This is a genomic window from Neptunomonas marina, assembly GCF_004005935.1.
Taxonomy (GTDB): domain Bacteria; phylum Pseudomonadota; class Gammaproteobacteria; order Pseudomonadales; family Balneatricaceae; genus Neptunomonas; species Neptunomonas marina.
The window spans coordinates 602,296-617,868 of sequence record NZ_SACQ01000001.1; the positions used below are offsets into that span (position 1 = coordinate 602,296).

Below are 15,573 nucleotides of genomic sequence, written 5' to 3' on the forward strand. Positions count from 1 at the left end.
TACAAGGCATAACTACCTATGAGAGCAATTTTCTCGAAGTGGATCGAACGCTACTTTTCGGATGAGGAGGCGCTGTTTCTCTTCCTTCTACTCAGTGTATCGCTCGTTATTATCCTAACGCTAGGGAAGCCGCTTGCCCCTGTATTTGCGGGTTTGATTATCGCCTTTTTGATGCAGGGCGGTGTGGACTGGTTAAAGGAGCGTAAAGTCCCTCACTTAGCATCAGTCTCTATTGTCTTTGTCGGCTTTATCGGTTTTGTGCTTGCCTTGGCGCTGGTGGTTATACCGCTCGCTTGGCAGCAGTTATCGACCTTTTTCAAAGATCTGCCCAATATGGTGCAAGAGGTTCAAGCGCTACTGCTGGTATTGCCCGAAACGTATCCGCAGTGGATTTCAGAAGACAAAGTGCGCGATATCATGAACTTGGCGACCAGCGAGCTAACAACTGCGAGCCAATGGGTCTTTACTTACTCGGTCAACTCCTTAACAAGTATTGTGACAGTGCTCGTTTACGTCGTACTGGTGCCAATATTAGTGTTCTTCTTTCTTAAAGATGGCCGCAGCTTGGTGAAGTGGTGGACCTCGTTTCTGCCGCGCAAACGCCAGATGATGACCAAAATTTGGGATGAAATGGACGACCAGATTGCTAACTACATTCGTGGCAAAGTCATTGAGATCATGATTGTTGGTTTGGTGACGTACGTAACCTTCCTGTTCTTGGGCATCAATTATGCGGCGTTACTTGGGATTTTAGTGGGGCTTTCGGTGCTTATCCCTTATATTGGCGCGGCGCTGGTAACCTTGCCGGTGGCTCTGGTGGGTTTCTTTCAGTGGGGCTGGAGTAGTGAGTTCATGTACTTAATGATCGCTTACGGCATCATTCAAGCGTTGGATGGTAACGTGTTGGTGCCGCTGCTGTTCTCAGAGGCTGTCAACTTGCACCCCATCGCAATCATTGTTGCAGTGCTTCTATTTGGTACTTTGTGGGGGTTTTGGGGCGTATTCTTTGCGATTCCGCTAGCGACTCTCGTGAAAGCGGTGATCAATGCTTGGCCCGGGCCCTTAGAGAGGGATGAGAAAGAGCTGGAAGAGGCTGCATAAAACTAAAAAGCCCAGCTAAATGCTGGGCTTTTTTACGCTCGCCTGCTGGTGGGCTAGGGCAGATTTAGGCGTTATAGTGCTTTTACTGCTTCTAGAACTTCGTCCACGTGACCTTTGACCTTAACCTTGCGCCACTCGTTGCGCAGGATACCCTCGGCATCGATCAGAAAGGTGCTGCGCTCGATACCCATATATTCCTTGCCGTACAGCTTTTTCAACTTGATGACATCAAAGTGTTTGCAGAAGGCTTCTTCAGGGTCACTGATCAGCTCAAATGGGAACTCGTGTTTTTTCTTGAAGTTCTCATGGGTACGCATGCTGTCTTTACTGACGCCGAATATCACCGTGTTAGCCGCTTCAAACTCGGCGTATAGGTCGCGGAAGTTTTGTCCCTCGGTTGTGCAGCCAGGCGTGTTGTCCTTCGGATAAAAGTAGATCACAACATTTTTGCCTTTCAGCTCAGAGAGTGTGACGGTGGTCTCGCTGGTGGCTTGAGCGGTTGTGTCCGCAATGGGTTGGCCAACTTCAGGTGTAGACATGGTTTTCATCCTTACGTTAAAAAAAGCGTTATCGCTACTACGCTTATTCGGCATAAATCGTTTAGAATACTGAGCCCTATACGATATCAGATCAAAGTTTAGATTTGAGCATTCTGTTAAATCTTAAATCTGGGCTTTTTAGATGGAGAACAAAATGATTACCGGCAGTATTGTAGCGCTAGTGACCCCGATGAAAGCAAACGGTGAGATCGATTGGGACGGTCTTGATAAGGTTGTTGACTTTCATCTGGAGAAGGGCACGGACTCGATCGTTGCTGTTGGCACGACGGGTGAATCAGCAACGCTAGATTGCAACGAGCACTGTGCGGTAATTAAACGTGTGGTTGAGCGCGTCAAAGGCAAAATTCCTGTTATCGCGGGAACCGGCGCAAACTCAACAACAGAAGCTATCGACCTAACACGCGAGGCAAAAAATGCGGGTGCTGCGGCGTGCTTACTGGTTACGCCATACTACAACAAGCCGACTCAGGAAGGTTTGTATCAGCATTTTAAAGCAATTGCTGAAGCGGTTGATGTGCCACAGATTCTTTACAACGTACCGGGCCGTACAGCTTGCGATATGTTGCCCGAGACTGTTCTGCGCTTAGCGGAAATTGACAACATCATCGGTATTAAAGAAGCGACCGGGGATGTAGACCGTGCCCGTGAGTTAATCGCTAAAGCACCAAAAGATTTCGCGATCTATTCCGGTGACGATGCAACGGCTATTGAGCTTATTCTGGCGGGTGGTCATGGCAATATTTCTGTGACAGCGAACGTTGCACCAGCGGAGATGTCAGAGCTTTGCCGTTTAGGTTTGGCAGGTGAAACAGAAGCTGCTCGTGAATTGCAGGCGCGCTTGATGCCGTTGCATACACAGCTCTTCGTTGAAGCGAATCCAATCCCTGTTAAATGGGCTATGTATGATATGGGCCTAATCGATGACGGCATTCGATTACCTTTGACCCTCCTATCGAGCCAGTATCATGCAGTGGTGCGTCAAGCTTTGGTAGACAGTGGCATTTCAGAATAAGGAGTAACCTGATGCGTTTGTTTCCTCTCGTTCTAGCAGCTTCCATGTTGGTTAGCGCTGGTTGTAGCATGATGGACAAAAACCCAATCTATGGGGAAGACGGCTTGCTACGTGACCGCTCTCAGGACTACGAGAAAGCAAGCGCAGATAGGAAACTCGAGATACCGGCGCACCTCAAAGTGCGCCAAACAGAAGATTTATTGGTTGTGCCCACCGCAGGTCAAACCGCAGCTGCTCGTGTTGGCTCATTTGAAGTACCACGTCCTGAATTTTTCTATGCGGATACCGGCAGTGAAGCGGTTAATCTAAAACGCCAAGGCGATGAGAAGCTGATCGTTGTTGATGAACCTATCGCTGCGGTATGGGAAAAAACCCTGGACTTCATGAAGTTCAATGCCATTCCTGTTGCCAGTGCCAACCCTCGGACAGGTGAGATCGAGTCCGATTGGATCTTGGTGAGCGGTCCTGAGTACAGCATGGTCGACAGCTGGATTAAAAGGCTGACGTTTCAAACCATCGAAGGCGGCACGAAGAACAAGCTGAAGTTCTCCGTCAAACCTGACGCTGCTGACTATGGCCGCACATCTATCGCGTTGCAGCATGTTGCTCTACCCGAGGATGCACAGGTTGCTGCGGTCGATTGGGGCAACACGTCGCATGATGTTGGCTACAAATCCGATATGATGTTTGAGATGCTTCGGTATCTGTCCAAGGCAACGCTTAAACCATCAGAGCGCTCGTTGCTGGCCTACCAACAACAGCCGAGTCAGACGCGCCCTCAGTTGGGTCGCGACTCCCGTGGTAATCCCGTATTGAAGTTTGGTTCATCGGCGGATCAGTCTTGGTCACTGCTAAATACAGCGGTGGATCGTGCTGATCTTGATGTCGGTACGCGTGATCAATCCCTTGGCATGATGTACATGACCTACACGACCTCGACACCTATTGATCGTAAGAAGGAGATGGGATTCTTCGAGTGGCTATTCTCTGACCGCGAAGAGATTAAAATTGATACTGGCACCATCGCCAGCGTGTTTGGCGTCGACGATGATAGTGTTATCCGTTACAGCGCGAACGAAGTGCCTCAAGAGCCATTAGAAGAGGGACAAGCGCGTGCTTTGGATGATCCTAATAATGCAGCTAACCAAGACGGCTACAAAATTTGGTTCGCCGGACGTGTTGTTTACGTGTTTGGCGGCGGTAATAAGAAAGGCAGTTACAACGCAAAGACAGATGCGTATGAGCACACAGGGCGTTATCAGCTGAAAATGACGCGTTCACGCTCAGGTGTTTACATCACCGTTAAAGATGACGAGGGTCTTGCCGCACCAGCGATTGTCGCTGAAGAGATCCTGTGGGCTATCAAAGACAACATCCCTGCTAAGCGCTAGCTTGGTAGATCGAAGAGAGTTATTTTGGAGATATTAATGGAAAAGCGCGAAGAGCTATATTCCGGTAAAGCCAAGTCTGTTTACTCGACAGACAACCCTGATTACATGATCATGTTTTTCCGCAACGACACCTCAGCGTTTGATGGTAAGAAAGTGGAACAACTTGAGCGCAAGGGAATGGTCAACAATAAGTTCAACGCGTTCATCATGTCCAAGCTAGAAGAAGCGGGTATTCCCACGCACTTTGAAAAGCTGATTTCAGATCAAGAGTGTGTTGTTAAAAAGCTAGATATGATGCCGATCGAATGTGTTGTTCGAAACTATGCTGCAGGCTCAATCTGCCGCCGTTTGGGTGTTGAAGAAGGCCTAGAGTTAAACCCGCCAACGTTCGAGTTCTTCCTAAAGAACGATGAGCTGGGCGATCCAATGGTTAACGAACATCATATCGAATCTTTCGGTTGGGCTGAAAAAGCGCATATCGAAAAGGCGAAAGAGCTAACCTTTAAAGTAAATGCTGTACTCAAGCAGATGTTTGATGATGCAGGCCTGTTGTTAGTTGACCATAAACTGGAGTTTGGTTTGTTCAAGGGTGAAGTTGTACTGGGAGATGAGTTCTCACCAGACGGTTGCCGCCTTTGGGACAAAGAGACGCGTGAAAAGCTCGATAAAGACCGTTTCCGCCAGGGGCTTGGTGGCGTTGTTGAAGGCTACGAAGAAGTTGGCCGCCGCTTAGGGATCAACTTCGATTAAGCGTTAATGAGTGAATAAAAAACCTGCCAAGTGCAGGTTTTTTAGTTTCAGCGGTATCGATGGCGTAATCGCCAACTCATATTAGAGCTGATTGGATATAAACTCTTCGATCTGGTCGATCTCTCGCTCGTTGAAAACCGGTATCCCGTGGCGTTGTAACTCAGCTGCGGTAACCCCAGCACCTGGGACCACTGTTCCGCTGAATTTGCCGTCATAGACCTCGCGGTTACCACATGATGGGCTGCGGCTTTTAAGGAGTGCGCAGCATGCTCCCTCGCGCTTTGCGCGCTCTACAGCCAGCTCTGCACCTGTTACGAATTGCGGTGTGACATCTTTCTCATTCTGGTCGATGACCAAGACCGGATGGTGGTTTTTGATCTCGGCGGGTGCGCGTGGAATCGGTAAACCGCCAGCAACTTCAGGGCAGAATGGTATTAAACGTCCTTCCTCTTGCCATTTCTTGATTAACGGATGCTCTATTAGGCTGTGACGCCCGTCATAACGGACTTTTTGACCTAAAAAACAGGCACTCATTAGGATTTTTTTCATTGTTATTGGCTTCCTTGAGTTCGTGTGGTGACGCATTTTAACGTCATGAGTAGGAACTTCAAATGAGAAGCGGGTTTATTTGCTTGTCGTCAATCAACTTGGCATCTCTTCTACTCCTATAGTCGACCATAATCGTAGGCTGAAATCTGTACGAGTCCCTTTACCCAAACTCAAAATGGCGATATAAATTAGGGGTAAACACTTAATGGAAATCACCTATGAATTTGTCGCTAACAGAAGAACAACAAATGATTCAGGAAACGGCGAAACGTTTTGCCGAGACTGAACTGCAAGCAACGGCAGAGAAACTGGATCAGACAAAAGATTATGAGATTACGAAAGCGCATGTGCGTAACTTAGCTGAGCTAGGTTTCATGGGCTTAAATATTGATGCTGAATACGGCGGCACCGAAGCAGGTGTTGTTGCATTTAGTTTGGCAGTGACTGAGATCGCCAAAGCATGTGCCTCGACAGCGGTGACGATGTCAGTGACCAATATGGTTGCCGAGGTTATCCAGGCGATGGGTAGCGATGAGCAAAAGCAAAAGTATTTGCCGAAGATTTGCTCGGGCGAGTTTTATGCAGGAAGTTTCTGCTTGACCGAAGCCGGTGCAGGTTCAGACCCCGCATCAATGCGCACTCGCGCGGTTAAAACCGAGAGCGGTTGGTCGATTAGCGGTACCAAACAGTGGATTACAAGCGCTGAATTTGCTGGTGTCTTTGTTGTTTGGGCGGTAACCGATGCAGAGGCGCCGAAGGGTAAAGGGATCAGCTGTTTCTTGGTAGATGCTGATGCTGCAGGGATCACCTGTGGCCCCGGAGAGAAGAAGATGGGCCAGCATGGCTCGGCTACCAATGAAGTACACTTCGAGAACTGTGAAGTACCCGACAGTGCGGTGCTAGGTAAACTCAACGACGGTTTCCGCATTGCCGTAGCCGAGCTAGCAGGCGGACGTATTGGTATTGGATCACTTGCGTTAGGTATTGGCCAAGCGGCGATGGATTATGCCACCCAGTACACGCTAGAGCGTAAGCAGTTCGGCAAACCTATTGCTGATTTCCAAGGCTTGCAATGGATGATCGCCGACCGCGCGACTGAGCTAGAAGCAGCTCGTCTACTTTTGATGAATGCAGCATATCTTAAAGAAGCGGGTAAACCGTTTGCTAAAGAAGCTTCTATGGCGAAGTTGTTTGCGAGTGAAAAAGCGAACCAAGCTTGCTACACCGCTCTGCAACTATTAGGCGGCTATGGCTATATGCAGGAGTATCCGTTGGAGCGCATGAGCCGTGATGTGCGCATCACCTCTATCTACGAGGGCACAAGCGAGGTGCAGCGTTTGGTTATCGCCCGCGAAATCTTGCGTGAGCTACGTTAAGGGGCGATGACAATGAAGCCACTGGCAGGCCTTAAGGTTTTAGATCTCTCGACACTGCTCCCCGGACCATACGCGACCATGTTGTTGGCAGATATGGGGGCTGAGGTTTTGCGCGTGGAGTCACCTTCACGCCCAGACCTTGTGCGTGAGATGAAGCCTTCAGTAGGCCGGCAGTCAGCTTCATTTGCCTACTTAAATCGTGGCAAACGTTCTATCGCGTTGAATCTGAAGCATGAGCAGGCTCGGCAGGTTGTTCATGCGCTGATCGAAGAGTTTGATATTGTCGTCGAGCAGTTCAGGCCGGGCGTGATGGCGCGTTTAGGCTTGGACTACGAAGCACTGGCCCAGATCAACCCTAAGTTGATCTACTGCGCAATCACAGGCTTTGGGCAGCATGGCTCGCGCGCTCATGCGGCTGGCCACGATATTAATTACCTTGCACTCAGCGGCATATCATCTGCGTCTAACGGTCACCTGAGCAGCGTTCAGATAGCGGATGTCGCCGGCGGTTCGCAACCAGCCGTGATGGCGATACTCGCTGCCGTTATCCAGCGTCAAACAACGGGAGAAGGGCAGTTTATTGATATCGCCATGAGCGACCAATGTGTTGCGCTGCAGCCGCTAATGATGCCAGTCAGCCTTAACAGCGACGCAGACTTTGTTGGCGATGATCACTTCCTCAGCGGTGGCGGAATATACGACTACTACGAAACGTCGGACGGCTACCATATAGCAGTCGGCAGCCTTGAACCTCAGTTCCGCTATCGCCTGCTCGAAAGGCTCGATCAGTTAGCGCTGAACGATAAACCCGACAGCGAAGTGAAGGGCGTTTTGCAGGCGCTATTTAAGCAGCAAACGCGCAGCCATTGGGTATCAGAGCTTGCTGGCATTGATGCCTGTGTAGAACCTGTTTTGACACCTCAGGAAGTACCTAAAGAATTGCACCATCAAGAGCGTGCTCTGTTTGTGCAAGGTGACGAAGGTGATATTCAGGTACGTCCTACGCCACTTCTAAGTGGTATGAGCCACGATAGCCTTTCTCCTGCACCTGATCTGGGTGCAGACACTCAGTCTGTATTGGCTGAGATAGGAATTAACGAAAAGGATTACCAAGCCCTTAAAGCAAGCGGCTTGTTCGATTAAGCCGGTATGAAAATCGGTTAAACAGAATAACGATAACAAGTGAGACAACAAAAATGAGCATTATGGACTATCAGTCATTTTACGATGAATTTACCCCTGAAAAACTTGAAGCTCAGTTGATTGGCGATCGTCAATCAGGCTTCAATGTGTGTGAAGAGATTTGTGACCGCTGGGCGACAGATCCTGCCAAAGTTGGCCTTTTTTATGAGGGTGTAGAGCGTGAAGCATCGCAGCACACCTTTGCTGAGCTTAAAGAGCAATCGGCACGCTTCGCAAACTTCTTGAAATCACAGGGGATTGGAAAAGGCGACCGTGTCGCGGCGCTGTTGCCACGTACGCCAGAGTTGCTCGTTGTTATCCTAGGTACATTGCGTGCGGGTGCCGTTTATCAGCCGCTATTTACCGCGTTCGGTCCGGGTGCGATCGAGTATCGTGTCGAGAAAGCACAAACGAAACTGGTGCTGTCTGATGATGCAAACCGTAGCAAATTAGACGACGTTAATGGTTGTCCTCCGATTGTTGCTGTTGGTAAAGGCGCTGAAGGTGATTTCAAATTCGATGAGGTCATGGCTGAGCAATCGACTGAGTTTGAGCCGGTTAAAGTGGGTGCTGATGATCCGTTCCTGCAGATGTTCACATCAGGCACGGTGGGTAAGTCCAAAGGCGTTGCCGTACCTGCACGTGCGATCATGTCTTTCTATGTTTACATGCGCTATGCCATTGGTCTGCGCCCGGATGATGTTTACTGGAACGTTGCAGATCCTGGTTGGGCATACGGCCTTTACTACGCGGTAGTCGGGCCTCTGCTGCTCGGTAATGCGACGCACTTCAATGAGAATGGCTTCACCACTGAATCTACCTACGATATGTTGCGTAAGTACGGGATCACAAACCTAGCTGCAGCACCTACCGCTTACCGTATGTTGATGGCGAACGATGAAGTCCTAGCTGAGGGCGAGAGCTTTAACCTGCGCGCAGCAAGTAGTGCTGGAGAGCCACTCAACCCTGAAGTTATCAGCTGGGTGAAACGTCGTTTGGGCTGTGATGTGATGGATCACTACGGCCAAACAGAAACCGGTATGACTTGCTGCAACCATCACGACCTCGAGCAGTCGATTGTTCGCGTGGGCTCGATGGGCTTCTCAATGCCTGGGCACCGTGTTGTCGCGCTGGATGGTAATTTTGAAGAGATCACTGAAGGTGAAGTGGGTCAGTTGGCGGTGGATGTCGAGAACTCTCCTCTGTTCTTCTTCCAAGGCTACACATGGGATGAGAAAGACCCGTTCAAAGGCAAGTACTACCTCACTGGCGATGTGGTTATCAGCCATGGTGATGGAAGCTACTCGTTTACTGGCCGCGACGATGACATCATTACAACAGCGGGATACCGTGTTGGTCCTGCCGATGTTGAGAGTACGTTGCTGGAGCATGATGCTGTTGCGGAGTCGGGTGTTGTTGGTAAGCCGGATGCATCGCGTGGTGCCATCATCAAGGCTTACGTGGTTATTAAGCCACAATGGGATCCAACCGATGAGTTAGCGGATGAGCTGAAGCAGCACGTGCGTAGCCGTCTGTCGACTCACGCTTTCCCGCGTGAAATTGAGTTCGTACAAGAGCTGCCGAAGACGCCTAGCGGTAAAATTCAGCGCTTTATGTTGCGCAACCAAGCGCGCGATGAAGCCTAACTAAAACGGCTTTACCACCCCACGGCGCATTATGCGCCGTGGGTTTCCCAACAATAAAATTAATAAATTGGGATGCTACATGAGTACTCAACTTCTCGAAGCGCGGCGTGTGTTCGAAGTCGCTCCTTTTATTCGTGATCTAGGCTGCCAACTGATCGCTTTGGATGATGGTTTTTGCGAATCAAGAATCGCGCTTGAGACGCGCCATCAACAGCAAGATGGTTTTGTTCATGCCGGTGTTCAAGCGACACTCGCTGACCATACCGCGGGTACAGCGGCAGTCACACTGATATCAGAAGGCGAACTTGTCTTAACAGCTGAGTTTAAGATCAACCTGTTACGGGCAGCCAAAGGCCGCTATCTATTGTGCCGTAGTCAGGTTTTAAAACCTGGACGAAGCTTATCTGTGGTGGAGTCTGAGGTCTTTGTTGAACGTGACGATGGCCAGCAAGTTTTGGTTTCAAAAGCGACGGTAACGTTAGCGGTATTGCAGTCAACATAGCTTGCAAAACTAGGGCGCTCCGGCTTGGTAGCGCTAGCGCTGAACCATACAGATAAAAAGCCAAATCTTCGCTTTGGGAATTTCAACGAACGGGATAGATCATATGGCGCAAGTGATGAACTTTGCTGAGATGCAGGCGTTTCTCAACGAGCAGTTTCCGCAGGGAGAGCAGTGGGGAGTGCTTGAACAACTGGGCGATGGATGGGCTGAAATGCGCTTGCCAGTGTCAGACCTTCATTTAAGACCGGGCGGCACGGTATCTGGCCCCGCCATGATGGGGTTGGCTGATATTGCGATGTATGCTGCTTTGCTAAGCCAGATAGGGCCTGTCGCATTAGCGGTGACTATTAATTTAAATATTAACTTCTTGCGCAAGCCAAAAGCCGACGGAGATATCCTGGCGCGAGCGGAGCTCTTAAAAGTAGGCAAGCGCCTCGCGGTAGGCGAAGTTTACATTAACTCAAGAGGCGAGGACGACCCTGTCGCCCACGTTACTATGACCTATTCGATTCCAGAGGAAAAACATGGCCGTTAGATGGCAAGAGACACGAGTAGCGGTAGGACACGGTATCGAGCTGGGTGTGAAGTTTGGTCGTCACGACGATCAAGATCCGAGTCAGCCGGTGATCATCTTGTTGCACGAGGCGCTTGGCTGTATTGCAATGTGGAAAGATATTCCAGAGCAACTCGCCGAGTTGACGGGGCATGATGTGCTGGTTTACGAGCGTCAGGGCTATGGCTGCTCGACGCCAATCTCCTTGCCGCGTGATGACGATTATCTCGTACACGAAGGAGAAGTGTGGCTGCCACGCCTGTTGGAGGTGCTAGATATCCAGCGATGTGTGTTGCTAGGACACAGTGATGGTGGCTCAATCGCATTGATAGGGGCCGCGACATTGCCTGAAAAAGTAGTGGGTGTTGTCACTGCAGCGGCACACATCTACATTGACCACCTTACGACAGCGGGGATTATCGAAGCGGTTGAGCGTTATCAAACCACAGACTTGCCAGCGCGGTTAGCTAAATACCATGGCGAGCGGACCGACACTATTTTTCGGGCATGGTCAGAGACGTGGTTGCGTGAGCGTAAAGCTCCAATGGATTATCGACCTTGGCTGCCTCGCATTCTCTGTGAAGCGCTAATTATACAAGGTAGACAAGACCAGTATGGCGTACCGGAGCAAGTAACAGATATTTGCGAAGGCATCGGCCCGCGCGCTGAGCCGCTTTTTCTTGAGAGTTGCGGCCACGTGCCACAGTTCGAAGCACGTGAGCCATTTTTAACGGCGGTTAGCCAATTTATGCAACGTTTAAGCGGTTAGCTTGTTGAACGAGCACGGGCAGATTTTCTGCCCGCATCTTGCTCATGACACGAGCACGATGCACCTCGACTGTTTTGGGGCTGATTCCCAGCTCTTCGGCTATTTCGCGGTTTGACTTACCACCAACCACAAGCGCCATAACCTCTTTCTCGCGTTTGCTCAGCGAGGCGTAATAGCTGCGAATAACTTTTAGCTCGTTGCTGTCTTTAAACATATCATCGGCGCGCTGTAAACCTTGCTCGACTAAGCGCAGCAGCACCTCATCGTCGAACGGCTTTTCGATAAAGTCTAAGGCGCCGTTTTTCATCGCATTGACAGCCATTGGAATATCGCCATGGCCACTGATAATGATGATAGGTAGTTTGATACCGCGCTCAATCATAATTTGCTGTAACGCCAGCCCGTTAATTTCAGGCATTCGGATATCGAGCAGCATACAGCCCATTTCACCGTCATAGCGGTCTAAGAAGTCATGTGCGGAGCTGAAGCCAACCACATGAAAATTGTCGGCTTCAAGTAGCCATTTCATCGAATCACGAAAGTCGTTGTCGTCATCGACAATAAAAACGGTTCCACTAACTCTTTGTGTCATTAATTTGCCCTTACCGGTACTTTAAAGTGAAACTGGGTGCCGGTTTTTCCGTCACTTTCTGCCCATAGCTGCCCGCCGTGGGTTTCTATTATTGTTTGTGAGATTGCCAGGCCCATGCCTAGCCCAGAGGATTTAGACGTCGTGAAAGGCTCGAATAACGTACCAAGCTCTTCAACAGTAATGCCCGAGGCTTCATCGCTGACAGTAATATAAATATAGCCGCTCTTGAACTTCGAACAAATACGCACGGGGCGTTCGGTATGTTCCGACTCATTATACGCCTCGATGGCGTTGCGCATTAGATTAAGTAATACCTGTTCTATCTGGATTTTGTCAGCCAAGAGTTTGGGGTCGCTTGGGTCTAGATCAAACTCAAATGTGATATCGTGATCCACTGCTTCTTGGTGCAAAAAGCCTGCAATATCTGTACAAGATTCGTTTACTGAGAACTCAATCCGTTGATACTCGGTACGTTTAACGAAGCTGCGCATTCGTTTGACGATCTCTGCTGCTCGCTTGGCTTGTCGTGTGATCAACTGCATTGAGTGAGTGATCTGCTCGAAGTTCTCCTGGGTGTGCCCCTCTTCAAGACGACGCAGCGTGCCGCGGCAATAGTTTAAAATAGCGCCAAGTGGCTGATTAATCTCGTGGGCAAGCCCTGTTGCCATCTCGCCCACCGACAGCAAACGCGACATGTGCGCCATCTCTAGCTGCTGTCGTTTTGCTTGCTCTTCGGCGCGGCGTTTGAGGGTGATGTCCCGGCCGATGATCGAGTAGTACTCTACTTGCATGTTCTCGGTGCGATTTCGATGGGCAATCACTTCGCGAATTTCTGCGATACGCTCGTGGTTTTCGGGTACTTGCACAGGAATACTGCCGTACCATGTGCCGTGAGCGGCGGCATGGCTGAGCGCATCTTGTACGAGGGTGTTGAAGTTGTCCTCGCTAAAAATTTGCGGCAGATAGAGCGCAATCGGTTTCTCTTTTTCGGTACCCAGCGTGTGATAGGCCGACTCATTCATGTAGGTCAGGCGCATCGTATTGTGGTTACAGAACATAATCATATCGCTGGACGCTTCCACGACGCGTGCCAAACGACGAATGGCTTGCTGTGCCATTTCGCGCTCGGTTACGTCACGGGACACACAAATCACTTCAAGCGGGGTGCCGTCCTCCTCACGAATTGTGCGGCTGGTGGTCTCAAGCCAGATGTAGTGGCCTTCCTTGTGGCGATAGCGATAGGTATTGGTATACATACCCTCGCGATATTTGACGGAGTCTGCTCGCTTTTTTAAGTTGTCAGCATCATCAGGATGAAACAGATCGTAGCCGCGAGTGCCAATAATCTCCTCTGGGTGGTAGCCCAAAATCTTCTCAACTGCTGGGTTTACGTCGATGTAGGTCCAATCAAGCGTTGCGGTATGACGTGAGATCATATCCGTTGATTGCTCCGCCATCAGGCGATAACGGTCGGCTTCCTCTTGGCAAACAGATAGCTGATCTTGGTTTTCTGTAGCGTCCCACATTGCGTTACCCAGTTTTCATACTCGCGTTTGAAGCCGAATATCTTATGACTTTCGGTTAGGTTGTGTAATAAGGGAAACTGCGTATCATGCGAAAGGGTAAGCGGATTTATGGATGCTGTTTAGCTCGATTTAAGACATATAGCGCTCAGCGGCTAGGTATAAACCCGTGTTTTTATCGTTAGTTAAGAGTATTGAAGGCGCAAAATAATGACACATAATAATCACACTCCTTACTCAATGGGTTTAGAGAAAAACAGTGCGAACTATGCAGCGTTAAGTCCGCTGTCGTTTATTGAACGTGCTGCGGCAGTGTACCCCGAACGCACGGCTGTTATTCATCAAGACACAACCCGAAACTGGGCGCAGACATATCAGCGTACGCGTCAGTTAGCTAGCGCATTGGTAAAAGCCGGTGTTGGCGAAGGTGATACGGTATCTGTCGTAGCACCTAACTTACCCGAGGTGTTTGAAGCGCACTTTGGTGTACCAATGGCGGGTGCGGTGTTAAATGCAATTAACATTCGCCTAGATGCCGAAGCGATCGCGTTTATTCTTCAGCATGCTGAATCAAAGGTCGTTATTGTTGATCGTGAGTTCTCCGAAGTGGTTTCGAAAGCCGTAAAAATGGCGGGCACATCGCCGTTGGTGATCGATATCGACGATCCTTACTATGAAGGGGGCGAGCTGATCGGCGCGATGGATTATGAGGCGTTTATTGCATCCGGTGATGCTGATTATGCTTGGCAGCAGCCCAAGGATGAGTGGGATGCCATCACGTTGAACTATACCTCAGGTACGACGGGGAATCCGAAAGGGGTGGTGTATCACCACCGTGGTGCATACCTCAATGCAGTGAGTAATATTGTGTCCTGGCACATGGGAGCGCACCCTGTTTATCTGTGGACACTGCCCATGTTCCACTGCAACGGTTGGTGCTTCCCGTGGTCGATTGCTGCCGCTGCTGGCGTCAGTGTTTCATTACGTCATGTTAAAGCTGACGATATCTATGCTGCGATTAAAGAGAATGGGGTTGACCACTTCTGCGGCGCGCCAATCGTGCTTAATATGCTGAACAACTCACCGGATGAGATGAAGCAGGGTATTAATCATCAGGTTAAAGTGATGACTGCGGGCGCTGCGCCACCGGCGGCGGTTATCCAAGGCATGGAAGAGATGGGCTTTGAGGTGACGCATGTTTACGGCCTGACTGAGACGTATGGCCCATCGGTAGTATGCGCGTGGCATGATGAGTGGTCAGATAAGCCACTAGAAGAGAAAGCACGGCTTAAAGCTCGCCAAGGCGTCAAAGCTCCGATGCAAGAGGGGTTGATGGTTGCTGATCCAGAAACGATGGAGCCGGTTCCTCAAGATGGTAAAACCATCGGTGAGATCTTTATGCGTGGCAACTTGGTCATGAAAGGTTACTTGAAGAACCCGTCAACGACGGATGAGTCTTTCGCGGGTGGGTGGTTCCACTCGGGGGATCTTGCGGTATGGCATCAAGATGGCTACATCGAGATTAAGGACCGCTCTAAAGATATTATTATCTCGGGTGGTGAGAATATCTCTAGCATTGAAGTTGAAGATGTTTTATATCGCCATAATGCCGTTATGGAAGCGGCGGTTGTTGCGAAAGCTGATGAGAAGTGGGGCGAAGTACCCTGTGCCTTTATCAAGGTTAAGGAAGGGGTTGATGTGGCTGAGCAAGAGATTATCGATTTCTGCCGCGATAACATGGCGCACTTCAAAGCACCGAAGAAGATTGTATTCGGTGATTTACCAAAAACATCGACAGGGAAGATCCAAAAGTTTCTATTGCGTAACCAAGCTAACGAGTCATAAGCGGCGTTATGAGAGACAAAACGGCGCTATGTGGCGCCGTTTTTCGTTCTGGCGCACGTAATTTTTGCTTTTTGGTGCAGGTGGCTTCATCTCTTATGAGATGTTCTATAATTACGCAACTTTAATAAATTCAAACGCTTGTTAAAAACTGCTGATGTAAAAGTCCCGCCTGTTGCGGCTTCGGTGGTATAGTAGCGCTGATTTCGCGGTAATCTGATTTAA

General features: G+C 49.7%; 15 protein-coding genes. 11 read left to right on the forward strand and 4 right to left on the reverse strand.

The window, feature by feature from the left end; translation table 11 throughout:
- Positions 1-18 precede the first annotated feature (18 nt).
- Positions 19-1,101, forward strand: coding sequence for an AI-2E family transporter (locus EOE65_RS02820; RefSeq protein ID WP_127692772.1), 1,083 nt, complete (start codon positions 19-21; stop codon positions 1,099-1,101).
- 71 nt (positions 1,102-1,172) lie between these two features.
- On the opposite strand, the gene EOE65_RS02825 is transcribed toward EOE65_RS02820, so the two are convergent.
- Positions 1,173-1,640: a peroxiredoxin gene (locus EOE65_RS02825; protein ID WP_127692773.1), complete on the reverse strand. Its 468-nt coding sequence runs from the start codon at positions 1,638-1,640 to the stop codon at positions 1,173-1,175.
- Positions 1,641-1,794: 154 nt separating this feature from the next.
- On the opposite strand from EOE65_RS02825, the gene dapA reads away from it, so the two are divergent.
- The 3 genes from dapA to purC are packed head-to-tail and all read left to right on the forward strand — an operon-like array spanning position 1,795 to position 4,814.
- The gene (gene dapA, locus EOE65_RS02830; protein ID WP_127693144.1) at positions 1,795-2,673 is read left to right on the forward strand and encodes a 4-hydroxy-tetrahydrodipicolinate synthase; all 879 of its coding nucleotides are present in this window, start codon (positions 1,795-1,797) and stop codon (positions 2,671-2,673) included.
- An 11-nt stretch (positions 2,674-2,684) separates the two neighbouring features.
- Entirely contained in the window at positions 2,685-4,064 is a 1,380-nt protein-coding gene (gene bamC / locus EOE65_RS02835; RefSeq protein ID WP_127692774.1) for an outer membrane protein assembly factor BamC, read from the forward strand.
- 36 nt (positions 4,065-4,100) lie between these two features.
- Positions 4,101-4,814, forward strand: coding sequence for a phosphoribosylaminoimidazolesuccinocarboxamide synthase (gene purC, locus EOE65_RS02840; RefSeq protein ID WP_127692775.1), 714 nt, complete (start codon positions 4,101-4,103; stop codon positions 4,812-4,814).
- 81 nt (positions 4,815-4,895) lie between these two features.
- Here purC and EOE65_RS02845 read toward each other — a convergent pair whose 3' ends face one another.
- A complete protein-coding gene (locus tag EOE65_RS02845; RefSeq protein WP_127692776.1) occupies positions 4,896-5,363 on the reverse strand; it encodes a 2-thiouracil desulfurase family protein in 468 nt (155 codons plus the stop codon).
- Between the two features lie 218 nt (positions 5,364-5,581).
- Here EOE65_RS02845 and EOE65_RS02850 point away from each other — a divergent pair, with 218 nt between their 5' ends.
- From EOE65_RS02850 to EOE65_RS02875, 6 genes are all read left to right on the forward strand, one after another.
- Positions 5,582-6,739 carry an acyl-CoA dehydrogenase family protein gene (locus EOE65_RS02850; RefSeq protein WP_127692777.1) on the forward strand — a complete coding sequence of 386 codons (1,158 nt, stop codon included), beginning with the start codon at positions 5,582-5,584 and terminating at the stop codon, positions 6,737-6,739.
- 12 nt (positions 6,740-6,751) lie between these two features.
- On the forward strand, positions 6,752-7,882 hold the full coding sequence (locus EOE65_RS02855) for a CaiB/BaiF CoA transferase family protein (protein ID WP_240656899.1): 1,131 nt from the start codon (positions 6,752-6,754) through the stop codon (positions 7,880-7,882).
- A 53-nt stretch (positions 7,883-7,935) separates the two neighbouring features.
- A complete protein-coding gene (locus tag EOE65_RS02860) occupies positions 7,936-9,567 on the forward strand; it encodes an AMP-binding protein (protein WP_127692779.1) in 1,632 nt (543 codons plus the stop codon).
- Between the two features lie 79 nt (positions 9,568-9,646).
- On the forward strand, positions 9,647-10,069 hold the full coding sequence (locus EOE65_RS02865) for a PaaI family thioesterase (protein WP_127692780.1): 423 nt from the start codon (positions 9,647-9,649) through the stop codon (positions 10,067-10,069).
- A 103-nt stretch (positions 10,070-10,172) separates the two neighbouring features.
- On the forward strand, positions 10,173-10,604 hold the full coding sequence (locus tag EOE65_RS02870; RefSeq protein WP_127692781.1) for a PaaI family thioesterase: 432 nt from the start codon (positions 10,173-10,175) through the stop codon (positions 10,602-10,604).
- Entirely contained in the window at positions 10,594-11,391 is a 798-nt protein-coding gene (locus EOE65_RS02875) for an alpha/beta fold hydrolase (protein WP_127692782.1), read from the forward strand. Before EOE65_RS02870 ends, EOE65_RS02875 begins: the two co-directional genes overlap by 11 nt.
- Here EOE65_RS02875 and EOE65_RS02880 read toward each other — a convergent pair.
- Both EOE65_RS02880 and EOE65_RS02885 read right to left on the reverse strand, forming a co-directional pair.
- A complete protein-coding gene (locus EOE65_RS02880) occupies positions 11,369-11,983 on the reverse strand; it encodes a response regulator transcription factor (RefSeq protein ID WP_127692783.1) in 615 nt (204 codons plus the stop codon). The genes EOE65_RS02875 and EOE65_RS02880 overlap by 23 nt on opposite strands.
- Entirely contained in the window at positions 11,983-13,509 is a 1,527-nt protein-coding gene (locus EOE65_RS02885) for a PAS domain-containing sensor histidine kinase (RefSeq protein WP_127692784.1), read from the reverse strand. The genes EOE65_RS02880 and EOE65_RS02885 overlap by 1 nt, the downstream gene beginning before the upstream one ends.
- Before the next feature lie 207 nt (positions 13,510-13,716).
- Here EOE65_RS02885 and EOE65_RS02890 point away from each other — a divergent pair, with 207 nt between their 5' ends.
- Positions 13,717-15,351: an acyl-CoA synthetase gene (locus EOE65_RS02890; RefSeq protein WP_127692785.1), complete on the forward strand. Its 1,635-nt coding sequence runs from the start codon at positions 13,717-13,719 to the stop codon at positions 15,349-15,351.
- Positions 15,352-15,573: the final 222 nt, after the last annotated feature.